At 72.0% G+C, this 24,889-nt stretch carries 20 protein-coding genes; 11 read left to right on the plus strand and 9 right to left on the minus strand.

Translation table 11 applies throughout. The features are described 5' to 3' along the window. Positions 1 to 58: 58 nt before the first annotated feature. Positions 59 to 685: a TetR/AcrR family transcriptional regulator gene (locus tag Q0Z83_RS14315; protein WP_317794392.1), complete on the minus strand. Its 627-nt coding sequence runs from the start codon at positions 683 to 685 to the stop codon at positions 59 to 61. A 132-nt stretch (positions 686 to 817) separates the two neighbouring features. Here Q0Z83_RS14315 and Q0Z83_RS14320 point away from each other — a divergent pair, with 132 nt between their 5' ends. Beyond that, positions 818 to 1,978: a sensor histidine kinase gene (locus Q0Z83_RS14320; protein WP_317794393.1), complete on the plus strand. Its 1,161-nt coding sequence runs from the start codon at positions 818 to 820 to the stop codon at positions 1,976 to 1,978. Here Q0Z83_RS14320 and Q0Z83_RS14325 read toward each other — a convergent pair. Next, entirely contained in the window at positions 1,969 to 2,496 is a 528-nt protein-coding gene (locus Q0Z83_RS14325; RefSeq protein WP_317794394.1) for a hypothetical protein, read from the minus strand. The genes Q0Z83_RS14320 and Q0Z83_RS14325 overlap by 10 nt on opposite strands. 187 nt (positions 2,497 to 2,683) lie before the next feature. On the opposite strand from Q0Z83_RS14325, the gene Q0Z83_RS14330 reads away from it, so the two are divergent. Then, complete coding sequence (locus tag Q0Z83_RS14330; RefSeq protein ID WP_317794395.1) at positions 2,684 to 3,331, plus strand: GOLPH3/VPS74 family protein; 648 nt, start codon at positions 2,684 to 2,686, stop codon at positions 3,329 to 3,331. 32 nt (positions 3,332 to 3,363) lie between these two features. After that, positions 3,364 to 3,702, plus strand: coding sequence for a YnfA family protein (locus Q0Z83_RS14335; RefSeq protein WP_317794396.1), 339 nt, complete (start codon positions 3,364 to 3,366; stop codon positions 3,700 to 3,702). 569 nt (positions 3,703 to 4,271) lie between these two features. Here the strand turns inward: Q0Z83_RS14335 and Q0Z83_RS14340 are convergent. Genes Q0Z83_RS14340 through Q0Z83_RS14350 form a run of 3 tightly spaced genes read right to left on the minus strand, consistent with a single transcriptional unit; the run spans position 4,272 to position 7,908 of the window. Next, complete coding sequence (locus tag Q0Z83_RS14340; RefSeq protein ID WP_317794397.1) at positions 4,272 to 5,039, minus strand: DUF4253 domain-containing protein; 768 nt, start codon at positions 5,037 to 5,039, stop codon at positions 4,272 to 4,274. Then, positions 5,036 to 7,486: a DUF4132 domain-containing protein gene (locus Q0Z83_RS14345; RefSeq protein ID WP_317794398.1), complete on the minus strand. Its 2,451-nt coding sequence runs from the start codon at positions 7,484 to 7,486 to the stop codon at positions 5,036 to 5,038. The genes Q0Z83_RS14340 and Q0Z83_RS14345 overlap by 4 nt, the downstream gene beginning before the upstream one ends. Before the next feature lie 2 nt (positions 7,487 to 7,488). Beyond that, complete coding sequence (locus tag Q0Z83_RS14350) at positions 7,489 to 7,908, minus strand: hypothetical protein (RefSeq protein ID WP_317794399.1); 420 nt, start codon at positions 7,906 to 7,908, stop codon at positions 7,489 to 7,491. A 65-nt stretch (positions 7,909 to 7,973) separates the two neighbouring features. On the opposite strand from Q0Z83_RS14350, the gene Q0Z83_RS14355 reads away from it, so the two are divergent. Further along, on the plus strand, positions 7,974 to 8,525 hold the full coding sequence (locus tag Q0Z83_RS14355; RefSeq protein WP_317794400.1) for a GNAT family N-acetyltransferase: 552 nt from the start codon (positions 7,974 to 7,976) through the stop codon (positions 8,523 to 8,525). 119 nt (positions 8,526 to 8,644) lie between these two features. Here the strand turns inward: Q0Z83_RS14355 and Q0Z83_RS14360 are convergent, their stop codons facing one another. Next, positions 8,645 to 9,850 (minus strand): molybdopterin molybdotransferase MoeA, encoded by a 1,206-nt coding sequence (locus tag Q0Z83_RS14360; RefSeq protein ID WP_317794401.1) that lies wholly within the window; start codon positions 9,848 to 9,850, stop codon positions 8,645 to 8,647. 74 nt (positions 9,851 to 9,924) lie between these two features. Further along, positions 9,925 to 10,737 carry an NmrA family NAD(P)-binding protein gene (locus Q0Z83_RS14365; protein WP_317794402.1) on the minus strand — a complete coding sequence of 271 codons (813 nt, stop codon included), beginning with the start codon at positions 10,735 to 10,737 and terminating at the stop codon, positions 9,925 to 9,927. 81 nt (positions 10,738 to 10,818) lie between these two features. Here Q0Z83_RS14365 and Q0Z83_RS14370 point away from each other — a divergent pair, with 81 nt between their 5' ends. Next, positions 10,819 to 12,015: a protein kinase domain-containing protein gene (locus Q0Z83_RS14370; protein WP_317794403.1), complete on the plus strand. Its 1,197-nt coding sequence runs from the start codon at positions 10,819 to 10,821 to the stop codon at positions 12,013 to 12,015. Here the strand turns inward: Q0Z83_RS14370 and Q0Z83_RS14375 are convergent. Further along, entirely contained in the window at positions 12,012 to 13,367 is a 1,356-nt protein-coding gene (locus Q0Z83_RS14375) for a phenylacetate--CoA ligase family protein (protein ID WP_317794404.1), read from the minus strand. The two genes, Q0Z83_RS14370 and Q0Z83_RS14375, sit on opposite strands and share 4 nt — an antisense overlap. 37 nt (positions 13,368 to 13,404) lie before the next feature. Between Q0Z83_RS14375 and Q0Z83_RS14380 the strand changes: the two genes are divergently transcribed. From Q0Z83_RS14380 to Q0Z83_RS14400, 5 genes are all read left to right on the plus strand, one after another. Beyond that, a complete protein-coding gene (locus tag Q0Z83_RS14380) occupies positions 13,405 to 14,487 on the plus strand; it encodes a tetratricopeptide repeat protein (RefSeq protein WP_317794405.1) in 1,083 nt (360 codons plus the stop codon). Positions 14,488 to 14,582: 95 nt separating this feature from the next. Further along, the gene (locus Q0Z83_RS14385) at positions 14,583 to 14,876 is read left to right on the plus strand and encodes a hypothetical protein (protein WP_317794406.1); all 294 of its coding nucleotides are present in this window, start codon (positions 14,583 to 14,585) and stop codon (positions 14,874 to 14,876) included. Positions 14,877 to 14,981: 105 nt separating this feature from the next. Then, a complete protein-coding gene (locus tag Q0Z83_RS14390; protein WP_317794407.1) occupies positions 14,982 to 20,036 on the plus strand; it encodes an AAA family ATPase in 5,055 nt (1,684 codons plus the stop codon). Between the two features lie 138 nt (positions 20,037 to 20,174). Next, positions 20,175 to 20,708 (plus strand): hypothetical protein, encoded by a 534-nt coding sequence (locus tag Q0Z83_RS14395; protein WP_317794408.1) that lies wholly within the window; start codon positions 20,175 to 20,177, stop codon positions 20,706 to 20,708. 65 nt (positions 20,709 to 20,773) lie between these two features. Next, entirely contained in the window at positions 20,774 to 22,132 is a 1,359-nt protein-coding gene (locus Q0Z83_RS14400) for a CHAT domain-containing protein (RefSeq protein ID WP_317794409.1), read from the plus strand. Positions 22,133 to 22,143: 11 nt separating this feature from the next. On the opposite strand, the gene Q0Z83_RS14405 is transcribed toward Q0Z83_RS14400, so the two are convergent. Further along, the gene (locus tag Q0Z83_RS14405; RefSeq protein ID WP_317794410.1) at positions 22,144 to 24,147 is read right to left on the minus strand and encodes a 2Fe-2S iron-sulfur cluster-binding protein; all 2,004 of its coding nucleotides are present in this window, start codon (positions 24,145 to 24,147) and stop codon (positions 22,144 to 22,146) included. Positions 24,148 to 24,213: 66 nt separating this feature from the next. On the opposite strand from Q0Z83_RS14405, the gene Q0Z83_RS14410 reads away from it, so the two are divergent. Continuing rightward, positions 24,214 to 24,831 (plus strand): TetR/AcrR family transcriptional regulator, encoded by a 618-nt coding sequence (locus Q0Z83_RS14410; protein ID WP_317794411.1) that lies wholly within the window; start codon positions 24,214 to 24,216, stop codon positions 24,829 to 24,831. Positions 24,832 to 24,889: the final 58 nt, after the last annotated feature.

Below are 24,889 nucleotides of genomic sequence, written 5' to 3' on the forward strand. Positions count from 1 at the left end.
CTTTAAAAAGCCTCATATCGTACGATCGGACGCCTGCCGTGGAGGGAAAGAGGCGTCCTCAGGTCACCGGTGCTGTGAACAGGCCCACGATCGCGTCGATCAGCCCGACCGCCGTCGCATCCCACACCGGCGCCGCCTCCCGTTCGCGTTGCGCACAGAAGTGCACCAGCAGGGTGTGCGCCATGTGGGTGCGCTCGTGCCGTACCTCCTCGGAGAGATCCGGCAGGCAGCGCTGAAGCCCGTCGATGACCGCATGCAGCCCGGACGCGTCCCGGAACTCCTCGGCCGCCACCTCCAACAGCGCCGGCTCGGTCATCAGCTGTGCCGAGAACCGTGCGTACCAGCTCGGATGCCCCAGCTCGGCGAGATGGTCGGTGATCGGCCGGACCACACACGTCACCCAGACGCGCAGATCGTCGCTGCCCGAGTGCACGGCCAGCAGCCGGCGCCGGATCCGCTCGGTCGGCTCCGCATGGCGGCGGATGATCGCCCGTACCAGATCGGTCTTCGTCCCGAAGTGATAGGCGACCGCCGCGTTGTTGCCCTGCCCGGCCGCCTCGCCGATCTGCCGGTTCGAGACCGCGTGCACGCCCTGCTCGGCGAACAGCCGCTCGGCCGTCGCCAGGATCAGCGCCCGGGTCTGCTCCGCCTGTCCGGTCCGCGCGCGCCGCCCGCCCGTGCTCATCGTCGAACTCCGTGCCGTGGGGGAAAGCGCAAGGATAGGGCCTGTCTCGGCCCGGGTGGGTCACCGGAGTCGCCCGTTCACCCCTCGGAGCCGCTATATGCTGCCACAGTTGTGCAAAACGGACCCTTCCGCGTGTTGGGAACCGGACCGCGAGCCGCGGCCCGGCAGGCGGCCGTACTCTTCACCGTCGCCGGACTGCTCGCCCTCATCGGCATCCTCAACGACCCCGTGCACACCGGCCGACTGCTCATCGTGGCCGCCTGCGATCTCCTCCTGGCCCTGATCGGCCTGCTCGTCCCCTGGCGGCGTGTCGCCCGGCACGCCCCGGCACTGCTCGGGCTGGCCGGATTCGCCGTCCTCGGCCTGTCCACCTGGTCGTTCGGCGGGGTCGCGGCCGGGACCGGCCCATTCCTGGTGCTGCTCTACGCCTGGGCGGCGCTGCACTTCCCGCGCTGGATCCTCGGCCTGTACGCGCTGCCGGCCACCCTCGCCTACCTGGTCCCGCTGATCCTCACCGACCAGCCGCCCCTCGTGCTCGGTAGCGCGGCCGTGCTGATGCCGATCGCACTCGCCGTCGCCTTCCTGATCGAGGCGCAGGCCCGCCGACTCCGCGACGACCGGGACCGGCTGTCCCGGATCGAGCAGTGGCGCGCCGCCATGATCAACACGCTGGCGCACGACGTCCGGGCGCCGCTCAGTACCGTACGACTGGTGCTCGAAGAAATCGCCGAGGACGCCGACCAGGCGCAGGTCGCGATGGTCGGGGCCGCCCTGCGGCAGACGTCGCGCATCGCGCGACTCGCCGACGGCCTACTGGACGTCCAGCGCATCGACAGCACCGGGCACCTCAAACTCGACCGGGCGCCACACCCGGCACATCTGCTGGTCAAGGACACGCTGTCCTACGTCCGGGAGGACGCCGACGTGCGAGCCGAGGTCGACGAGGCCCTGACCGTGTACGTCGACAAGCAGCGGTTCGAGCAGATCCTGATGAACCTCGTCACCAACGCTCTGCGCTACGGCAAGGCGCCGGTGATCGTCACCTTCGCCCGCGACGCCACCGGCGACCGGCTCGAAGTCCGTGACCACGGCCCGGGCATCCCGGACGACCTGCGGCCGCGGCTGTTCGGGCAGTTCGCAGTCGGCGGCGAGCAGGGCGTCGGGCTCGGGCTGTGGATCGTCCGGCAACTGGCCGTGGCCCACGGCGGCCAGGCGACCGCCGAGGCACGCGAACCGGGGGTGGCGATGGTCGTGACCTTCCCACCCCCGCCGGTGCCGGCTCCTCAGCAGTAGCCCGACGGGCACTCACCACTGGCCAGCAACTCGTACTGGCGGCATTTCGGGCACCGGGGCGGCTCCGGACGTGGTGCCGGCTTGGCCGCGGCCCGGGACTTCGTCGCGGTGCTCCGCTCCGCCTTGGGCGCGGCGGCCGCCCGAACCCGCTTGACCGGCGCCGGCTTGCCCGCGGACCGCAGCTCGACGGCCTCGACCGACGCGTCCAGCAGGGCTTCGTAGTTGTCGTCGATGTAGTCCGCCTGCACCGACACCCAGCAGTCCGGGTCGTCCGGGTCGATCACGAACGACCCGGGCATGCTCAGCGCCACGTCGTTGGCCCGCTCCGGGTCCACGGCGAAGTCCACCCCGCCCGGGTGAATCCGCACCGCCACGCCCGTCTTGCCCTGTGGGCGCACCTGTAACGACTTACCCAGCGTCTTCACGTCGACGGTGGCCCGGCTGCGCAACTCCAGCAGCAGGCGTGCCACCGAAGGAGCCGCTCCGACCCCGGCGGAATCCGTACCGTACTCGTCCATCCGACCTCCGCTCCGATGCGACCACGCGATCCTCTTGCGTATCGACACGTCAGTGCCGCACGTGAGAGCCGTTGCTCACCCTACGTCGGCTTTACCCAGCCACCTCTCACCGGGCGGCAACCTTGTGGCAACCATTTGCGGCTAGCGTGGCGGTTCGACACGGACGTCGATCTCTGGGGCTGAGCCGATGACATCGCCGCCGAAACTAGCGCCGGCCGACGACTTCTACCTGGCCGCACACGACGGGATAGGCGGCCGGGCGCTGCTGCCCGAGCGGGTGCTCGGCGTCGGTCTCGCCGCGTCCCTGATCGGCGAGCTGATGTTCTGGCGGCGCCTCCTGGTCGACGGCGACCTCCTGCATGTGGTCGACGCCACGCCCACCACCGACCCGGCCACCGCTGCCGTTCTCCAGCGGATGACGGGCCGGGGGCCGTACAGCATCGGGCAGTGGATCGGATATTTCGCCACCGGCGCCGAAGAACACGTCCAGCGGCGGCTCGTCGTCGCCGAGGTGCTGCGGCCGGAGACCAAACGACGGCTCCTCGGCGCCGGCACCACCACCCTGGTGTTCACCGACCCGAAGAGCCCCGGCGAACCCGCCGGCCGGATCCGCACCCACCTGTCCTACAACGAAGACCTCGACACCGCCGACCTCATGCTGGCCGGGCTGATCCTGGCCACCGGGCTCGACGCGTTCGTCCTGGACACCTGCAATCCCCGCGACCGGGCGCGGCTCTCCGACCAGTTCCGCCGCCGGATGCCGCCGCCGCTGGCCCAGCTGGTCGCACACACCCGAGCCACCGCCGCCGACGCGGTACCGGCAGCCGCCGGCTGACCGATTCGGCGGCCACGGATAGGGTGCCCGGCATGATCACCTTGCGGTCGTTGCTGTTGTTCGTGCTGGCCGCGGTCGCCGAGATCGGTGGGGCCTGGCTGATCTGGCAGGGCTGGCGGGAACACCGCGGGCTGTGGTGGATCGCGGCGGGGGTGATCGCGCTCGGCGCCTACGGGTTCGTCGCCACCCTCCAGCCCGACCCCGACTTCGGGCGGATCCTCGCCGCCTACGGTGGCGTCTTCGTGGCCGGGTCGCTGCTCTGGGGCGTGATCGTCGACGGGTTCCGCCCGGACCGGTGGGACCTGATCGGGGCCGCTCTGTGCCTCGCGGGCGTCGCCGTGATCATGTACGCCCCACGGGCAGTCGACTGATCGTTCTCGCGCGCGGATCCGCGTTCTGATCAGTTACCGACCCTGATCGCCGAAGGGCCGCACCCGTCGTGAGAAGGCTGCGGCCTTGTTGATCACCGAAGCCACCGGGAAGACTCACCTCCGATACACCCACGCCGATCTGGACGCCCTCCGAGCCGGCCCCGCCCTTCCGAGCAGGTCCCGTCCTTCCGAGCCGCACCACGCCGGCACCTCGCCCCTCCGAGCAGGTCCCGTCCTTCCGAGCCGCACCACGCCCGCACCTCGCCCCTCCGAGCCGGGTGGCGAGATCGGGCCCGCGCCTGCCGGTGCAGCCTGGCCGGGGTGCGGGCGTGGTGCGGCTGGCCGATGTGGTCTGGTGGGGACGTGGTCCTGTGGTGCGGCTGGCCGGTGTGGTCTGGTGGGAATGTGGTCGTGTGGTGCGGCCTGGTCGGGGTGCGGGCGTGTGGTGCGGCTTCTCTCTCGACCCGGCGACTCGTCGGCGCCGGTTTTCAAAGACCGATCCCGGCCGCCGCGCATCGACCAGACCCTGAATCCGGCAGTGCCCCGGCTCTGCCGGCCCGATCCGGTGGTCAGTCCCACCACATGCGCCAGACCGGGGCGTTCAGCAGGCCGCCGGCCAGGGCGGTCAGGGTTTCGGCACGGTACAGGTCGTATTCGCCGTCGTTGTAATGGCGGTACTCCCAGGCCAGCGCCAGAGCCTCCGGCCTGGTGGACGGTGGTCGGGCGACGGCGTAATCCATGGTGGTGCCGGTCCACACGACCGGCTCGGCACCGTAGCGGTCCAGCCAGTGCCGCATGATCGCGGCGTGTTCGGCGGGGGACGGGTATTTGTTCCACCCGCCGTAGTGCAGGGTCACCGGGACCAGCCATGGCTCGGCGGCGGGGACCAGGGCGACCGTGATCGCCTCCGGACGGCCGCCCCGATCGTGGCGCAGACCGAAACCGGGCTGCTCGGGCTCCTCGGGCCACGTCCCCTGACCGGCCAGCTCGGCCCGGAGCTCGGCCGCATACTCCGGGGAGCACTCGGCCAGCCACCGTCGGCCGGTGTCGGCCAGCAGGGCGGCCCCGTCCAGGGTGTGGGCCTCGGCCAGCGACTCCTCGACGGTGGCGGAGGTGTACGGATCCTCCAGATACTCGCCGGCGTCGGAGTCCATCAGCAACGGCCACCGGCCGCTCGTTGGATAGACCTCCCGCAACCGTCGCCACCAGGTCAGGGCCGTGTCGCTGTCGGCCTGGAACCCGACGATCTCCACCCCGGACGGGGTCACCACGACCCGTTCGACAGGTGGCAGGCCCGGCAGACGGGCCGCGAGCACACCGGGCTCAGGCGAGGTCACGTCAGTGCCTTCAGCTGTTGGAGGATCGACGGGTCGGTGATGCGGTCGTCCTCGGACAGCAGGAGGACCTTGGAGAGGATCACGCTCGTCATCCGGTCGTCGTCGGCGAACGGCAGGAACAACCTGGGGTGTGCGGCGGCCCCGAAATCGGCCGGGACGACACACAGGTAGCCGGCCGGTTCGACGTGGATGCTGCCGCTGGTCAGGTGCACCCGGTAGGTGGCCCGGGTACCGCGGACCACCGCGGCCGTGCCGTCGACGGTGACCCCGGTCAGGCCCAGGTCGTCGATCAGGGCGGTCAGCACCCGGGCCCGGCTCTCCGCCTGCGCGGGCGACCCCCAACGCTCCGGCGCCGTCCCGGCGACCGAGACGGCCAGGTCCAGGTCGCGCATCACCTCGGAGAACACCACCGGTGACACGTCGGCCAGCGGGATCGACCGGTCGTCGCGCAGGAACCGCAGACCGCCGATCACCACGTCACCCATGCCCCAGTAACCGTGCAGGTCGGCGCTCAACGCGGCCACGACACCGTCGCCGGCCGGGCGGGTGGCCTGATGATCCCCATACTCGTGGCCGGTGCTCCAGCCCCGCCCGGCGAGTAGCTGGGCGGCGACCCGGCCGGTGACCGTCTGCCCGGCGAACCGCTGCGACACGCCGACCGCGGCCCGCTCGGCGGGAGTCAGCACATACAGCTCGCGGAACGCCTGTTTCACCGGCTGCCGCAGCCGCCGCCGCACGACCTCCTCCTGCCAGTGGGCCAGCGTGCCCGCGGTGAGCAGGTCGAACGGATGCACGGCGGTGACCGGGCCGGTGACGTCGACGTCGTCGAGCAGGCCGATGACGCCGCCCCGGTCACGCCAGATCAGGCCGGGCAGCATCGCCTCACCGGCCGGTAGCGACCGCAGCCGGGCCAACTCGTCGGGGGTGAGCGTGGCCGTGGTGGCGACCAGCCGCTCGACCAGGCCGGTCCGCATCCGCCGGGCCTGCTCGCGCAGCCGCTCCTGGTGCTCGCGCAACTCGCGGTAGGAGGCGTGCGACCGGACCGCGGCCGGAACCGACTTCAGTGGCTTGCCGGCCCGGCTCACCGCGAGCACCGGATCGGCACCGTCGAAGCGAAGCTCGACCCGGTAGTCGCCGGCGTCAGCCGTGGTGGGTGCCTCGGCGGCGATCTGCGCCTCACAGTCCCACTCCAGGAAGCCGGCCCCGGAGACCTGGGACAGATGGTCGAGGGCGACGTCGACCGCCGCGGCGTGCGAGATGCGCCGGTTGGGGCCGAGGGCCGGGCCTCTCTTGGCGATCTCACGTATCGCCAGGTAGCGGTCGAGGACCGTCTCGTCCGGAGCGAGCGGCAGCATCCCGAACGCGGCGATGCCCTGCAGCGCGTTGTTCTTCACCCGCTTGAGCACGGCGGCCCGGTTGTCGCCGAGGACCGCCGACACCAGCTCGTGCGGTTGCCGTTTCAGCAGCCGCCGGGCGGACTCCACACCGACCGCCTCGACGGTGGCGAGCACCGCGGCCCGATCCTGCCGGAACGGCTCGTGACCGTCGGGCATCGCCCGGATCAGGCGCAGCAGCGGCGCGGCCGCCTCCAGGTCGAACGCCGGCAGCAGTGTGTCGGCGTCACCGGCGGCCACCCGCCAGCGCCAGACCCGCTGCTGCTCCGCCTCGGGCCGGTCGCGCAGGAACGTCACCAGCTCGGCCTGCTCGGTGGTGGTCAGCTCGGCCGAGCCCAGGTGGTCGGCGATCTGCCGATCGCCGGGCCAGGCGAGGGCGGCCCGGAGGAAACGCAGCCCGCGTGGAACGGGCCCGTCCGGGAACTCCATCCACGGTGGCGGCTCGGGCGCGGTCACCAGCCGCCACACGAAGGCATCCAGATGGTCGCGCACCGACTCGGCGCAGGTCAGCCCCAACCGGCCGCCGATGCCGTCCCACAGGTGGCGGTCGGCGGTGAAGGCCCGCTCGACGGCCGCCGCGTCCAGAGCGCCGGCCACGTGCAGGGCCTGCAGCAGCCGGGCCCGGGAATGCCGGGCCAGGTAACCCAGCGGCGTGTGGATCAGAACCAGCATCAGACGCACGTCGCCTGCGGCGATGGCCTGCTCGGTGGTCTCGTCGAGCATCACGAGCCGGCCACTCTCGACGCGCAGCGCCCGGGACAGCAGGGCACGACGTGACGCGGTCGGCCACGGGATGTCCAGAATGTGGCGCAGGTCGCCCGGGTCGCCGACCGGGAACGCCGCGTCGAAGATCTCGTCGAGCTGCCCGGTCAGGTGGCCGATGCGGGCTTTGAGATGGCCGCCGGCCAGCCCGTTGCCCCGCTCGATCCGGCGGGTGATCTCGTCGGCCAGGACGGCCAGAGTGGCCTGGTCGGCGGCCCGGGCCGTCTCGACCAGCTCGGCCAGGGCGGCCTGCTCGGTGTGGATCACGTCGGCGTATCCGTCGGGGAGCATGATCAGCCACCCACCAGGGCGACCAGCCGCAGGAACACCACGGGCTGCCCGAGCCGGACGGTGACCGGCTCATCGAGGTCGTGCACCTGACGGCCCCCGTTGAACATCACGAACGTGCCCCGGCTGAACGCCAGGTGCGCCCGCGCGACCTCGGCCTCGGCATCCGGCAGGGTCACCGGCCGGGACGGCATGCGGATCGCACCCGTGGCGGCCTGAGCACGCAGGTCGTCATCGGACAGGAACTGCCTGTCCAGGGCCTGGCGGCAGCGGACCGCGTCGGCCCCGGCCAGCCGGATCTGCTCCTCGACCGCGCCACGGATCAGCTCCCGCGCGGTCGTGCTCTCGCCGGCCAGCCGCACCAGCACCGGCGGCAGGCCCGCGGCTGTGCCGGTGACCCGGCTGCGCACCTCGACATCGACCATGCCGGCACCCTAGAACAGGGGTCCGACATTCTGTCCGTCGGTGATCGCCACGCTAGGATTCGTCGGTGTTCGATGCGGTGGTTCTGCCGTCCGGTGTGGTGCTGCGTTCGCTGCGGGAGCAGGACGCCGCGGCGATGCTCGACGTGCATGTGCGTAACCGGGAGCACCTGGCGCCGTACGAGTTTCCGCGACCGGAGTCGTTCTTCACCCTCGACGGCCAGCGCGACCGGATGCGGTCGATCGTGGCCGAGGAGCAGGCCGGTGAGGTGATCACCCGGGTGATGGTCCGCGGTGCGCAGGTCGTCGGGTTCTCCTGCCTGACCCGGATCACGCCGGCCCCGCTGTGCGGCGCCGATCTGGGCTACTGGACGGACGCCGCCGAGCAGGGCCGGGGATTGGCCGGTGCCGCCGTCGCGCACCTGTTGGCGGTGGCCGAGGCGCGGGGCCTGCACCGGATCGAGGCGGCGACCGCGCCGGGCAACGTGCCGTCGCAGAAGGTGCTGGTCAAGAACGGGTTCAGCCATTACGGCACGGCGCACGGCCACCTGTTCCTCAACGGCGCGTGGCAGGACAGCCACCTCTACGAGCGGGTCCTCAACGACGTGCCGCCGAGGTGAAGCGGCGGGCGGAGAGCCGCGGGGCTATACCTGGAAGTGTGTGAGAAGGAAGCCCCACGATGGCCGCCCGCCGTCGCCGTCGATGATAGGAACCGGCGGGCTCCCGGCACATCCCTTTTTCACGGGACGACGAGGGTGACGGCCGGATCACCGTCGGCCCAGTCGGCGGGAAGCACGGCCAGGCTGCCGGCGGCGGCCGCCGCGTGCAGTCCGACCGGGCCCGCCGCGGCGAGATCACCGTCCGGGCCGACCGGGACGATGCGGACACCGCCCGGCATCAGCTTGACCGGGCCGGTCACCGTCGCCGTCGGCAGCGACGCGGGCGGGCGTCCGGCGAGTGCGGCCACCAGCGGTTCCAGCAGGGTCAGGGCGGCGACCAGGCCGGCGTACGGGTTACCGGGCAGACTGACCACGAAACGCCCGTCCGGCAGCACCGCCAGCGCCTGCGGGTGCCCGGGACGGCACGCCACCCCACGGACCAGCCAGGTCGCCGTCGCCTCGCCGAGCAGCCGGTGCAGATGATCCGCGGCTCCGGCCGACGACGATCCACTCACCACGATCACGTCGGTGACCGCCGCCGCCAGGGCCGCGGTGAGTGCCGCCGGATCGTCGGGCAGCCGCTGCGAGGTGACGAGCCGCCCACCCGCGCGGTCGGTGATCGCCGTGACCAGCCCGGTGAACGTGTCCCGCACCTGGCCCGGCCCCGGAGAGCCGGCGGTGATCACCTCGTCGCCGGTCACCAGCATCGTCACCGTGGGTGGCCGCTGGGCGAGGACCTGCTCGGCCCCGGCCTGCAGTGCGGCCGCCGCGATGGTGGCCGTGACGACCCGCCCGGCCGGCGCGATCAGGGTGCCCGGGCACAGCGCGTCACCCGCCCGCCGGATGTGCCGCCGTGCCCCGATGACGCCGATGACCAGGTCGTCCTCGACCCGGCAGTCCTCGTAGGGCAGCACCGCCTCGGCGCCGTCGGGCAGCAGCGCACCGGTGGCGATCTCCACCGCGGTGCCCGGAGCCAGTCCGCCGTCGACCGCTGAGCCGGCCAGCACCCGGCCCCGCACCGCCCACGGACCGTCACCGGCGACCGCGTAGCCGTCCATCGCCGCGTTGTCGAACGCCGGCACCGGCCGCTCACAGCGGACCGCCGTCGCCAACACCCGCCCGGTCGCCGCGACCACCGGCGACAGCTCGGCGGCCAGCGGTTTCGCGGCGTCCCGCGCGGTGGCATAGGCGTCCGACCACGACATGTGCACCGCCCGAGTAGATCCGCCCGCTGTGTCGGCGGTGTGCCCACCCGGCTGCCGGCGTGCGACCAAAACCTCACCCACTGTCCACTCCCGTTGTGATCGCGCTCGACTCGATCCTGCCCGCCGACCGCCCCGGGCGGACAGGGCCGTCCGGCCTACCCGGCCGGGTCCCAGACCCCACGGGCCGTGGCCTCGGCGGCGTAGTCGGCGAAGTCGCGGCCGGGGCGGCCCAGGATCGCCTCGACCGTGCCCGTCGGTTCGGTGTCGCCCCGGGCCCGCAGGCGGGTGTAACCCTCGATCAGGGACTCGACGATCTCGTCGGGCAGCCCGTCGGACCGCATCGCCGCACGGAAGGCGTCGGGGGAGCCGTCGAACTCGACCGGGCGGCCGGTGGCGGCGGCGATCGTGGCGGCCGCCGCGCCGAACGACAGGGCCCGCGGGCCGGTCACCTCGACCAGCCGGCCGAGCAGGTCGTCGCCGGTCAGGGCGGCCACCTCGACCGCGGCGATGTCGTCGGCGTCGATGAAGCCCTGCGCGGCGTCACCGACCGGCACGCTCAGCCGGCCGTCGATCACCGGCTGCCGGAAGAACGTCTCGAAGTCCTGGTGGAACCAGTCGGGGCGGACGATGCTCCATTCGGGGGCGGAGTCGCGTACCTGATCCTCGGCCTTCTGCAGGTGACCGAGACCCATCACCTCCAGGCCCCGATCGGAATGCAGGACCACCCGGCGCACCCCGGCGCGCAGCGCCTCCGGAAGAAATGCCTCCGGCATTTCGGTCTGATCGGGCAGAAGCACGAACATCGTCGGTACGCCGTGGAGCACGCTCGACCAGGTGCCGGGGTCGGTCCAGTCGAACCGTGGCTCGGTATGTCGCGATGCCACGCGCACGTCGTGTCCGGCCTTACGCAGCCGTGCGGTCACCCGGCCGCCCACCGTTCCGGTCCCGCCGATCACCAGAATGCTCATCACCCCACGCTAACCCGACGACTACGCCCGTGCGGGGGACAGATGGGGCGGATGCGGGGCGTTCTGTGCCAGGGTTGCTCGATGGGGCGGCGCGTATTGAGTGATCGGTACGAATTGCTGGAGCCGCTCGGGCGCGGTGGGATGGCCGAGGTCTGGCGGGGATTCGATCTTCGTCTGGGCCGGGATGTGGCGGTCAAGGTGCTGCGCCGCGGCGGACCGGACCGCTTCGATCGGGAGGCCCGGACCATCGCCGGGCTGACCCATCCGAACATCGTCGCCGTGCACGACGTGGGGGCCGACGACGGGGTCCGCTACCTGGTGATGGAGCTGGTCCACGGGCGGAGTCTGGCCGACCGGCTGCACGGCGGACCCCTTGAGGTGACCGAGGCGATCCGGATCGCGATCGGCGTGTGCGCCGCCCTCGAGGCGGCCGCCGGGGCCGGGATCGTGCACCGCGACGTGAAGCCGGCCAACATCCTGTTCGATCGCGCCGGGCGGGTGAAGGTCTGCGACTTCGGCATCGCCGGACTCGCCGGGGCCGACTCGGCACCGATGGTCGGCACCAGCGCCTACATGGCACCCGAACAGGTGACCGGCAGCGTCGTCGACGCCCGCACCGACCTGTACGGGCTCGGCTGCGTGCTCTACGACATGCTCGCCGGGCGGCCGCCCTACGTGGACGGCGACACCGAGCAGGTCGCCTGGCAACATGTCGAACGTACCCCGCAGGCGATCTGCGCGCTGCGACCGGACGTCCCGCCGGCCCTCGACAGGCTGACGCGGACGCTGCTCGCGAAGTACCCCGCGGACCGCCCGGACAGCCCGGCCCTGGTTCGTGTCGCGCTGGAGCGGCTGAGCACCCCACACCGCGCGACCGGGCGGCGATGGCACCGGCCGGTGATCATCACCGTCGCGGCGGCGGTAGCCCTGGTCGGTGTCGTGTCATCATCGCCCGAGCCGCCCGGCACCACGCCACGGGCCGTGCCGCCGGTGGCACCGAGCCGACCGGCTCCGGTGACGTCGCCGGCGCCGGCGCCTCGCCCCACCTCGCAAGCCCACCCACCGCCGCGGCCGGACCCGCTCGGGGTGATCGACTCGCTGCCCGCGAAACAGGCCCGCCAACTGCGGCGCAAGCTGGCCGACCTCGACTCGGGGCGCGGCGGTGCGAACCGGCTCGCGGTCAAGACCGCCGCACTCCGCGCCGACCTGGCGGAGCTGCACCGCGACGGGCTGCTCACCGACGCCGGATACGCCACGCTGCTGCAACGGCTGGTCTAACGCCTGGTGTACCGGTGCTTCACGCCCTTCGGGAAGAACTCCGGGTCGTCGGCGGGCCGCAACTCGACCCGGGGGGTCTGGTAGCCGGAGGGCACGTAGTTGGCGAACTCGCTGTTCAGGCGGAGCAGTTCGGTCCGGATCGCGTCGGCCGCCAGCCGCGCGCGCTCCGGGGTCGCCTCGGCGTTCGGCGCCAACTCGACCACCACCGACAGATGGCGGTCGTGATCGTCGTCGGCCACGGTGCTCAGCACGAAACGACCCGTCGACCAGGCGCTGATGTCCGGGCGTTCCAGACCGACCGTGACGTTCTCCGGGTAGACGTTCGCGCCGAAGAACGAGACGGTGAACAGGGAGCGGCCGAAGACGTACACGAACGGCAGGTCGGGGCCGTCGCCCGGGTCGAAACCGTGGTCACGGCACAGGGCGAGCAGGTCGGGTTTCCGGATCAGGCCGCCGTCGTCGGCGATGTGGTAGCGCACCAGCGGCACCGTGCCGTCGGCACTGAACGCCAGCGTGCCGTCCGGGGCCGGCTCGAACAGGCGGGTGGCCGGGTCGTACTGCACCAGCGTCGGCAGGCGGGACTCGCCGAACAGCTTCGCGGCCACCTCCGGCCGGGTGGACAGGAAACGCCTGATCCGTACGCTCAACGGGGTCTCGTTGCCCAGCACCCCCGCATCGGCCGTGCCGTACAGCGACGCGATGTCCGTCTCGGGATCGCCGATCCCGGCCCGGGCCGCCACCAGGTCACGCCACTGCTCGCTGAACACCTCACCGGCCAGCACCAGCTTGACCCGCAGCGACGGCCAGTCGACACCCCGGGCCACACCGGCGTCGATCACGTTCTTCACGAACGGCGGATAGCCCAGCAGAACCGTCTGATCGAAGTGGCCGCCCAACTCGCCGACCACCCGCAGGATCTCGCCGATGTCGTTGCCGGGCGCGGCCACCGTCACCGGCAACCGACGGCAGGCGGCGACCGTATACATCCCGCCGACCCAGTTGCCCAGCGCGAAACACACCACGGCCAGGCTGCGGCGCTCACCCGCCCGGAAGCCGTCCAGGAACACCTGCGCGAACCGGGCCGCCACCGGGTCCTCGTCGGCGACCGTTCGCGGCCAGACCGTGGGCCGGCCGGACGATCCCGACGACACCGCCACCGTCGCGGCCGCGTCCAGACGGCCGTCCCGGCAGCGCTGTGGCAGGTCGAACCGCTGGTGGTAATCCTGTTTGGTCATCAACGGGATCTGGGCGGGGTCGGTCACCTCATCCGGGTCGACGCCCTGCTCCCGCAGGAACACGGAGTAGGCGGGCACGTGCGCGACTGTGTTCCGGAACAACTCCAGCACCTGCATGGAAATCAGATTAAACCCGGTCTGGCAGCATGATCGGATGCCTGACTCACCCGCCCTCGCCCAAGCCCGGCAGCACGCCGAGACACTCGCCGCCGCCGGGAACCTGCAGGGTGCCCAGGCGCTGCTCGAACGTGCCATCGAGATCGGGCGGGCACAGCTCGCCCAGGCAGACACCGAGTTGCTGTCCACCATGCGACAGCTCGCCGGGATCCACATGCGCGCGGACGACCCGATGTCCGCCCGGCGGGTCCTGGAGGAGGCTCTCGAGATCGGGCATCGACTCGAGGACGCGGATCCGCTCGGGCTGCTGCTGGCCCATGATCTCGCGGTCGTCGCCGAGGAACTGGCCAACCGCCATGTGGCTCGGACCAACCACGCGAGGGTCGCGGCCTTCGGCCCGGCGGCTCTCGGCCCGGAGCATCCGGCAGTGGTCCGGGCACTCGCCTACCTGGGCTCGGACCAGCCCGCGCCGGCCGCGCCGGCCCCTTCGCCCGCGTCGATCGCCTCGCCCGCGGTGTTCCCCGGGATCCCGGCGGAGCCCGCTGCGACGTCGCGGAAGTCCTGGGCGCTCGCCGCTGCGGCGGTCGGCGTGATCGCCATCGCCGTGACCACGATCCTCGTCCTGCCGGACGACGAATCCGAGCCCGCGTCGGCCGCCACGGTCCAGGCCACGCCGTCGACAGCCCCATCCCGTACGGTCGAAGCCCCCGCCTCCAGCGCCGCCGTGAAGACCGGGATCGTCTCGCCGGCGGACCACAGCACCGTTCCGTGGCCGTTCGACGCCGAGTTCGCCGTCTCGGCCGCCGACGCCACCGCCACCGCCACGGTCGTCGCCCTGTCGATCTGCGTGGCCGGGCGCTGCTACCTCGACGGCAAGGTCGACCTCTACGACGGTGTCGCCGCCCCGTACACGGTGTATCTGGGTTCGACGAAACCGGAGGGCACCGGCGTCGAGTGGCAGCTGCGCCTGGACCGCCTGACCACCGCCACCTTCACCACCCTGATCGCCGAACGGGACGCCGCCATCACCGCCGGGACCTGGGGCGACACCGGCACCCGGGCGAACGCGCTGAACCCCACCCCGGTCAGCACCCTGACCGTGACCAAGGGGAGCCGATAAGCCCTATCACTACGGGCGTTCACGTGGTGACATTGAGTCCGGAGACATCGGCGGACGTTGCCGGTGTCCCGGGCCTCGTCGGAGGTGATGTGACCATGGCCGCCGTGCTGATGCTGTTCGCCGTGATCCTGCTGATGAAAGTCGTGGGCCTGATCGCCCTGTCCCTGGTCGACCGCCCACCCACCCCGCTACCGCCACACCCCGACCCATGCCTGGCCCCGCTGCTCGACCTGCCACTGCCACCGGCCCCGGACCCGGAGAAGGCCCTGCTGAAGAAGTTGCGCGCCGGCCGGATCTCCCGCGACGACTACCGGGCCGCGATGGCCGACCTCGCCGCCGAGGAGGCTCGGGCCCACCCCCTGCGGGCTCCCGCGACACCGGACTCCTGACCGAATCTAGTCGGGGGACCGGCCGGACAGCCGGGCCTCGGCGAAACCCGAAGTTGCTCCGCCCCGAGGGGAATGATCGAACAGGGGCGACTTTGGGGGTGACTCATGGCAGCGGGTGGGACCTCGGCCGTCGAAGCCGACGTCGAGGTGCTGTACGAGAGCGACCGGACGCGGGTCGCTCGGGTGCGCTCGGCGGACGGCACCGAGGTGGTGATCCGTAAGGACGTCTTCGGTGCCGACGCCGCCGGCCGGCGCCGTCACGAGCGGGCGATCCTGGAACGTCTGGCCGGCGTCGTGGGCGTACCCGACCTGGTGTGCCGCGACGGTGACGAGGCGATCGTGTGCGCCGACGTGGCAGGTGCCGGCCTCGACACGGCTCTCGCCGCCGGGCCACTCGATCCGGTGGACGCCGTGGAGGTCGCGGTGGTCCTGGCCGGCATCCTCGCCGAGGTGCACCGCCGTGGTGTCGTGCACCGGGACATCAGTCCGTCGAACGTGCTGCTCTGCGGAGCGCGACGGCGTCCCGCGCTGATCGACTTCGACCTGGCGACCACGTTCGCCGAGGAACGGCCGGCCTTCACCCACGAGAACCGGATCGTGGGCACACTGGCCTACCTGGCGCCGGAGCAGACCGGGCGCACCGCCCGCCCGGTGGACCGACGCGCCGACCTGTACGGATTCGGCGCGACGTTGTACGAGATGCTGACCGGCGGTCCACCCTTCGGGTTCGGCGACCCGTTGCGGCTCACGCACGATCATCTGGCCCGTACCCCGGTCCCGCCGGCCGAGGTGAATCCGCTGGTACCACCTCTGCTGTCGGACATCGTCGGGCGGCTGCTGGAGAAGGAACCGGACCGGCGCTATCAGAGCGCCGACGGTCTGGCCCACGACCTGTCGCGGTTGCTCGACGGCCTGCGCGGTGCCGGGTCGACGGTGTTCCCGCTCGGGGAGCGGGACTTCCCGGTACGGCTGGTGCCGCCGTCGCGGCTGGTCGGCCGGGACACCGAGATCACCCGGTTGCGGGCCGCCTTCGACGAGATGATGGCCGGCCGGGGGCGTGGCGTGCTGGTCAGCGGCGGTCCCGGCGTCGGAAAGTCCAGCCTGATCGACGAGTTACGGCCGTACGTGACCGGACGTGGCGGCTGGCTGGTGTCGGGCAAATGCGACCAGTACCGCCGGAATCCGGACTCCGACGCGGTACGGCAGGCCATGCGCGCGCTGTGCCGCCTGCTGCTGGCGGAACCGGAGGAGGCCGTGGCGGCGCTGGTCCGGCGGCTGCATGCCACGCTGGACACCAACGTCGGCCTGGCCGCGGCGGCGGTGCCCGAACTCGCGCCGCTGATGGACGTGGCCCCGGACCAGACGGCCCCCGACCCGAGGACCGTCGAACGGCGGCTGGTGCGGGTCGGCCTCGACGTGCTGCGCGTCGTCGCCTCACCGGAACGGCCGGTGGTGCTGGTCCTCGACGATCTGCAGTGGGCCGGGGCCGCACAGGTCGGTTTCATCGACGCGGTGCTCACCGATCCCGAGATTCGAGGGCTCCTGCTGGTCGGCGCCTACCGGGATGCCGAGATCGACAATTCCCACCCGCTGGCGGCGGCGTCGTCGCAGTGGGCGGGCCGCGAGCCGGCACCGGAGCGGATCCGGCTGGCGAACCTGCCGCCGACCGACCTGGGCGTGCTGCTCGCTCAGATGCTGCGCCTGGGTCCGGACGATGCGGCAGGTCTGGCCGAGGCGCTCGTCGCTCGTACCGGTGGCAATCCCTACGACAGCGTCGAAGTGGTCAACGCGCTGCGTCGGGAGGGGGTGCTCGTACCCGGCCCGGACGGATGGCGGTGGGACGCGGACGCGGTGCGCCGCCATGTCGGCCGGGGCGACGTGCTGGAACTCGTGATGGCCCGCATCGACCGGTTGCCGCCGGCCACCCGGGATCTGCTGACGATGACGGCTCTGCTGGGCGGCGAGGTCACCCTCGACCTGCTGGCGGCCGCGGCCGGTCTCGGCATCCACGTCGTCGAGGAGAGCCTACGGCCGGCACTCGAGGACGGCCTGCTGCTGATGGAGCGCGAGGCCACCTCTGCGGTGCGGTTCCGGCACGACCGGGTTCAGGAGGCCGCGTTCGCCCTCCTCGCACCGGTGGCCCGGCAGGAGCTGAGTCTGAAGCTGGCCCGGCGGCTGGCGCCGATCCCGCAGTTCGCGGCAGCCGCGGCGGAACAGTATCTGCCGGGGGCCGCCGAGCTGGTCGACCGAGGTGAACGACTGTCGGTGGCCGGGCTGTTCCAGACCCACGCGGCGGCGCTGCGGGTGGTCGACCCGGTGACCGCGGAACGCCTGCTGGCCGCGGCGCTGGCCCTGGCCGACGGCGAGCCGCTGCTGGTAGTGCTGGAGATCGACCGGCACGCCGCACTGTTCGCCCTGGGCCGGACGGCGGAGGCGGACGAGGTCTACCGGTCGATCGAGCGCCGCGATCCCGGCCCGGAAGCGCTCGCCGCCGCCGCGAACGCCCAGATCCCCAGTCTGGTCAACCGAGGCCGGGTACGCGAGGCGATGGTGCTGGGCCTGGACCTGCTCGGCCGGCTCGGGGTGGTGGTGCCCGCGGCCGAGGCGGCGGGTGCCGGGTTCGAGGACCGGATGGCCGCCGTCGACAGCTGGGTGGCGGCCGGCGGCCCGGCCGCCGACCTGGACCGGCCCGAGGTGACCGATCCGTCGGCGCTGGCCGTCGCCGGGCTGTTGACGCGGTTGATGCCCATCGCTCATGTCGGCGATCCGGCCGTCTACGGACGGCTGGTCTTCGAGGGCTGGCGTCTTTGGGTCGAGCACGGCCCCTGCGCCGAACTGATCGTGCCGTTGAGCTGTGTGGCCTTCGTCGAGCAGACGGTGCGGCAGGAACTCCGGTCCGGCTACACGGTGGCGCGGCACGCGGTCGCGGTCGCCCAGGCGCGTGGGTACGGCACCGCCCCGACCGCACTGCTGGTGTTCAACACCGGAGCGGCGCACTGGTTCGAGCGGCTCGAGGGCACCGTCGCCGCCCTGCGGCGGGCACACGACGGCCTGCTGCGGGCCGGAGATCCGTATACGGCGGCCTACTGCCGGGTCGCGCTCGGTATCGCCCTGGTCGACAGCGCGCCGACGCTCACCGACCTGGTCACCGAGGTGGAGGCGTCGATCGCCCGCACCCCCGCGACCTGCGACCCGAACGTCGTCGACTCGCTGACGCCGATCCGCCAGCTGGCCCGCGCGCTGCGCGGCGAGACCGCGGCGCCCGCCTCCTTCGACGACGATTCGTTCGACGAGTCGGCGTTCGTGGCCCGGCTGGCCGCGAATCCCATCGTGGCGTTGACGTTCCACACCATGCACGGGATCGCCGAAGTGCTCTGCGGCAGCATGTCCGGCCTTGCCGCCTACACGGCGGTGATGACCACCCTACTGCCGGACAATACGGGCGAATACTGTACGGCGATCGCCCGGCTGTTGTGCGGGATCGCCCTCGCCGAGCGGGTCCGGACCTCGGCGGCCGACGAGCGGGTCACCGCCGACCTGGCCGCCTGCGGCCGCTGGTTCGCCGCCCGGGCCGCGGACGCGCCCGACAACTTCGCCCACCTCGCCGATCTGATCGAGGCCGAGCAGGCCTGGGCGCTCGGCGACGCCCCGGCTGCGGCATCCGCGTTCGACGCGGCGATCCGCGCGGCCGCGGCGACCGAACGGCCCTGGCATCGTGCACTGATCCTCGAACGTGCCGCTCGGTTCCATACCGCGCAGGGACTCGAACACACCGGCCGGACCCTGCTGGCCGAGGCCCGTGCCGGGTACGAGGCATGGGGTGCCACCGCGAAGGTCCGCCAGATCGACGGCGCCCATCCGGAGCCGGCCGGCTCGCCCGCCACCGGCCGCGGCAACAGCGACCTCTCCACCGATGCCATCGACCTGCTCGCCGTGCTCAACGCCTCCCAGGCGCTCAGCTCGGAGACCAACCTGGACCGGATCCGAGCCCGGGTCAGCGGGGTGTTGAGTGCCATGACCGGAGCCACCGCCGTCCAGGTCCTGCTGCGCGACGATCAGGACGGCGGCTGGCGTCTACCCGGCCCGCCCGGCGAACCCGGCGCGACGGTCGCGGTCGAGGAGGGCGCCGCGCGAGGGCTGGTACCGATGTCGGTGGTCCGCTACGCCGAACGCACCCGCGAGCCGCTGCTGGTCGACGACGCGGTACACGACGACCGGTTCGCCCGAGATCCCTATCTGACCGGTCTGACCTGCTGCTCCCTGCTGGTGCTGCCGATCTTCGCGCAGGGCGTGCCGCGGGCCATCCTGCTGCTGGAGAACCGGCTCGCCCGCGGTGCGTTCACCACCGACCGCCTCGACGCCGTCCGCCTCATCGCCGGGCAGTTGGCCGTGTCCATCGACAACGCGCTGCTCTACGCCTCCCTGGAAGCCAAAGTCGCCGAGCGTACCGCGACCAGTGCGGCCCTGGTCGCCGAGCTGCAATGGCGCAACCGCGAGCTGGAGGCGTTCTCCGGTTCGGTCTCGCACGACCTGCGCGGCCCGCTCCAGGTGATCGGCAGCTACACCGAGCAGGTACTCGAGGACGAGGAGGGCCGGATCGGCCCGGAGAGCCTCCGCCGGCTGGGCCGCGTCCAGACCGCCGCCGGCCGGATGACCGATCTGGTCGAGTCGCTGCTGGTCCTGGCCCGGGCCAGCCGCGGCCAGTTGCGTCGGGCGCCGTTCGACCTCACCGTGACGGCCCGGCAGGTGATCGACGACGTCGAGTCCCGTCACCCGGCGTCGAAGGTCGACTTCACCGTGCACGAAGCCATGACCGCCGACGCCGACGAGGGCCTGATCCGGGTGGTGCTGGAGAACCTGATCAACAACGCGGTGAAGTTCACCCGTGACGCCGAACGGCCGGCCGTCGAGATCGGCCGCACCGACCGGGGGTTCTTCGTCCGCGACAACGGCGTCGGCTTCCCCGCCGGGAAGGCCGCGGAGCTGTTCCAGCCGTTCGCCCGACTGCACAGCGCCGACGAGTTCCCCGGCACCGGAATCGGGCTGACCACCGTGCACCGGGTGGTGGAACGGCACGGCGGGCAGACCTGGGCCGAGGGAGCGGCCGGCCGCGGGGCGACCTTCTGGTTCACGCTTCCACCCGGGCTCCGACGGTCGTGATCAGGTGTCTGTTCTCCCGTGCCGCTGGAGACCTTCGCCGAGTTGCGCAACGCCTCCACCAACCGGTGACAGTCCGGAGCGGTACGAGACCACCTGCGGCCCGCCTGTGACATAGTGGCCGTTGTCTGGAGGTCCAGGATGGACATCGCCGACAAGGTGCTCATTCGGAAATTCATCACCGTCGTCGCCGGGGCCGGGGGTATCGCCGACGCGCAAGGGCTGCTCGCGTTGGTCGACGACAATCACGAAGTCCTGGACCTCGGTGCGGCAGCCGTCGCCCGTGCCATCCAGCGCGGCGAAATGCACCTCGGTGAGGCGCTCGCCCTGCTGGACTGTGTGAAGGGGATGTCGACCCGCCATCTGATGTTCGAGTCACAGACGAGCAACATCGGCTACGCGCCCCAGGTCCGCATCGCCGTGACCCACCGCTCGGCATTCGAGCACTACCTCAACGAACGTCCCGACCCGACCGCCGTCATCTCGTTCCACCTGATCTCCGACACCCAGCTGCTGCTGATCTCGGCGACCAACTATCCGATGCGTGGCCAGTCGGGCGACGGCCGGGTCGAGTACCGCTGCGCCGTGATCAACCGCATCGACCAGGGGCTGCTGGCGTCCGTGGCCGCCTTCGCCGAATCCGTCGACGGCGGCCGGCCGATCTCGCCCGGCTGAGCGAACCCTTCGGCAGTCTCGGGCGCGCGATCGGGGTGCTGATCGGCGGGCGGCCGGTGCACGAGGTGATCTTCGTACCGCACAAGGCCCTGCACGCGTTGCCGCTGCACGCCCTGGTCCTCGATGCGGAGACCGATCTGTACCTGCACGACGTCGTCAACTCCGTCCGGTTCTGCTCGTCGCTGTTCGACGCGTCGACCTCCGGCACCTGGGTGCCACCGCCCGGATACCGGCAGCCCACGCCGCGGCTGGTGTCGGTGATGGAGCGAGACTCGCCACTGCCGGGAGTGGGCCTCTACCGCAGGATGCTCGACGTTCTCCGCCTCCAACTCGGCGAGCAGATGCGGATCGACGATCTGTACGGCCTCGGCGACCTGCCCGGCGGCTTCGAACTCGGCGACATCCGGGTCAACTGGCACGGGCATGGGCGTTCCAGCTCGAACGCGTGGGGGGCCAGCTACCTGACGCTCGGCGACGGCGTCGTGTTCGGACGGACGATCGCCACCACCTGGCGTCTCCCGGGCCGGCCGCACGTCGTGCTCGCTTCCTGCCAGAGCGCGGTGGACGCGGCATTGACGTCGGTCGTCGACGAGTACTGCGGGCTCGACGTCGCGTTCCGGATCGCCGGGGCGCGGTCGGTGGCCGCGTCGATGTGGGATCTGGGCGATCCGGTGGCGGCCTTCACCGCCGTACGCCTGACCTCGTCCTTTCTTCAGACCGGCAAGCCGCCGGCGCATGCGTTGACCGCGTTGCAGCGGGCGTTCCGCAACGGTACGTGGAAGGCCGCGCTGCTCCGCCCGGAGCAGGCGGCGGCGCTTCCCACCGAGCAGGCCGAGCTGCTGCGCGAGTTCCAGGCGCCCCTTCGAACGGCTGCCCGACGACGCCTTCGCCGACCCCCGCCGCTGGGCCACCATGCGGGTACACGGATGACCCTCAGGCAGGAGCAGGTGATGGAGCCGGACGCCGACGACTGGTTCGAGATCGACCGGAGACCACCGTGGCCCGACTACCTTCCGCCCGCCGTCGAGATCGGGAAGTGGACCTCGGGAGTCCTCGCCTCGGGCGTGCTGGGTAACGCGTCGTACGACGGCCTGAAAGCCCTGACACGCTGGCTGCGTCGCCGCAACGAGCCCGGGCCGATCGACTGTTCGGAGGTCGACATGCAGGCGGCCCTGGAGGCGCTGGCGAAGGTGAGCGCCCGTCAGCGGGCCGTGCAACTCGGCTTCGCCGCTCCGCTCACGGCTCTGCGGGTGACGTCCATCGCCGGTGGTCCCGGGGCGACCACGGCGACCGTCACCGGGCCGGCCTTCCGGGCGGAGGTGCGGCTGCCCCACGACGACCTCACCGCGGAGTCGATCGAGGTCACCGTCCGCGGGATCGCCCCACCCACGCCGGAACGGGACAGCCGCAGCAACGGCGCGTGACGCCCGACCGCTCACCGCCTGATGTCGAGTGTCACCGCCGAGAGCGGGCAGCTCACACAGGCCAGTACGGTGCCGTCCGGCTCGGTGCGGGTGACGTCGCCGCCGGTCAGCTGGACGGTGCAGGAGCCGCAGCCACCGACCGTACAGGAGTACGGCAGTGCCAACCCGGCGTCGAGCCCCGCCTCCAGCAGCGTCTGCCCGGGCGCCACCACCGCCGTACCGATGACACGCCCGTTCTCGGTCACGGTCATCTCCTGAGGCTCGGTCGTCACGGCCTCCGGCCCGCTGTGGAAACGCTCGCTGTGCACCAGCCGGTCGGGGACGCCCAGGCCGGTCAGGGTGCTCCGGACGGTGTCGGTGAGCGCCTCGGGCCCGCAGACGAAGTAGTGGGCCTCCGGCCCCGGAACCAGCCCGGTCACCCAACCGCGGATGCCCGCGGCGTCGAGGCGGCCGTTCCGGCGCGTCGACACGTGCCTGATCGACAGCCGGTCCGGGTGCGCTCCGGCGAGCCGGTCCAGCTCGGCCCTGAAGATGATCTCCGTGTCGTCGCGGCTGCTGTAGAGCAGAGCGATCCGGCCGCGATCCGGGCCGGCGAGCCGGCTGCGGATCATGCTCATCATCGGGGTGATCCCACTACCACCCGCGACCAGCACGATCTCGGCCGGAGACCGCGGATGGAAGGTGCCGGACGGGCCGCGCAGCGCCAGCCGGTCCCCGACCCGCAGCCTACGGTGTACGTACGTGGAGAACAGCCCGCCGTCGACGAGTTTGACGGTCACCTCCAACCGGTCGGCGCCGGCCGCCGACGAGGCGGAGTAGGCACGGCGCACCGGACGGCCGTCCACCTCGGTCACGACGGTGAAGAATTGGCCGGGCCGGAAGTCGAACGGCCGGCCGTCCGCCAGCACCACGGTGACCACACTCGGTGTCTCCCGGCGGACCTCGGCGACCCGGACCTCCCGCAGGACGCCGTCGGCGTACCCCTCCTTGCGTAGTCCGGAACGGTAGGCGCGGTTCATCACCCGCCGCAGCAGCCGGCCCAGTCCCGGGACGGCCCGGACGGCGGTGAGCACGAACCGGGGTGCGGTGTTGGCCGCGAGATGCTCGCCGGCCAGCATCATCAGATCCGGTGCGGCACCCGGCCGGACGTGCGCCCCGGGTGACCACAGCCGAGCGCCGACCACCGCGCCGCCGGTGCTCAGTTCGGCGTGCTCGACGTCGATGAGCAGCGCGGCATGCGGTGGCGAGCCGCGCAACGCCAGAGACCGTAGCCGCTCCGGGTCGGTGGTGACGGCTCCCCGGCCGCGCAGGTGCAGCACGTCGGTGCGGCCCGGGACCAGCGCGGCCAGCGAGAGCCGGTCGTCGCTCATCAGGTTGTGCAGCGCGTCGGCGCGTTTGTTGCCCCTGCGGTCGGCGATCAGCAGGGTACAGCCGTCGACGACCCGGGCCACCGAGCCCTGATCGCCGCGTGGGCTGGTGTCGCTGCCGCCCGCGCCGTCCCAGGTGGAGAGGGCCAGGAACGGTGCGGCGGCGAGGAAGGACGCCACCCCGGGGCGGCTCAGCGGACCGTCGGCCGGCACCGCGGAGTCCGGGCCCACCGGGGGCGGCGGCGACCAGAGCCGGGACCGTAGGACGGCTTGCGCGCAGTGCACGAACGCCTCCTCGACACCGAGGACGTCGCCGGTGACCGTGCCGTTGACGCGCAGGACCTCACCGACCCCGGGGAGCAGGAAGAACAGGGAGGCCGGCCCCCGCGCACCCGGTGGGACGGCGAAGGTGATCCGGGTCGGCGACAGCAGCCGCGCGAACCCGGGCCGGCCGCCGACGAACGCGGTGGTGCTCGTCCCGTCGACGTCGCGGTAGCCGAACGCCGCGATCGGGCTGTGCGCCAGCACCGCTCGGCAGCCCTCGTCGAGTGCGTCGATCTGTTTGCGCAGCACCGGTGCCGGCGCCCGGCCGATCAACGCCTCGACCTCGTCGACGGTGGTCAGTTGACTTTCATTTCCCCAGCTCACGACACTATTGTGAGTAATAGCTCAGCTATTCTCTACTCGCTTTTCGTCGTCAGGGGAGCCATTCCGATGCCGTCGGCCGACCGCCGCCTTCAACCACGTCGCGAGCCCCGTCAGGTCCGCGCGGAGCTCACCAGAGAGCGCATCCTGACCGCGGCTGCTCACGTTTTCGCCGAGCACGGGTACGCCGCCGGCACCACCAACCGCATCGCCGAGCGGGCCCGGATCTCGATCGGCTCGCTGTACCAGTACTTCCCGAACAAGGACGCGATCCTCGCCCAGTTGCTGATCCGCCACATCGACCGCGGGAGCTGGACCGGGGCCGACCGGCTCGACCTGGCCCCGGGCACCCTCCGGGAAACGGTCCGGGCCCTGGTCCGCGACGCGATCGACAGCCACAGCGAGGACCCGCAGCTGTTGCGCATCATGATCGAGGAGGCGCCGCTGTCCCAGGACCTCCTCGACGCCATCGACAGGCACGGCCGGGTCCGTACCGCCCAGATCCGTGACCTGCTCACCCGGCACCCGGACGTCCACGTCGGCGACGTCGGCACGGCGGCCGACCTGATCCTGTTCACCATCGAGATGAACACCCACAAGCTGATGGCCGCACCCGGTTCGGTGCCGGTCGAGACGTTCGCCACCGAACTGGTCGACATGGTGACCCGCTACCTGCGCGGCGACTGACCCGACCCGGCCGTTGGTCCCGGGCAGGCGGGTCGTTGTGGCCTGCCGGGTGGACCGG

Origin of the sequence: Actinoplanes sichuanensis, from assembly GCF_033097365.1 — a bacterium.
Lineage (GTDB): Bacteria > Actinomycetota > Actinomycetes > Mycobacteriales > Micromonosporaceae > Actinoplanes > Actinoplanes sichuanensis.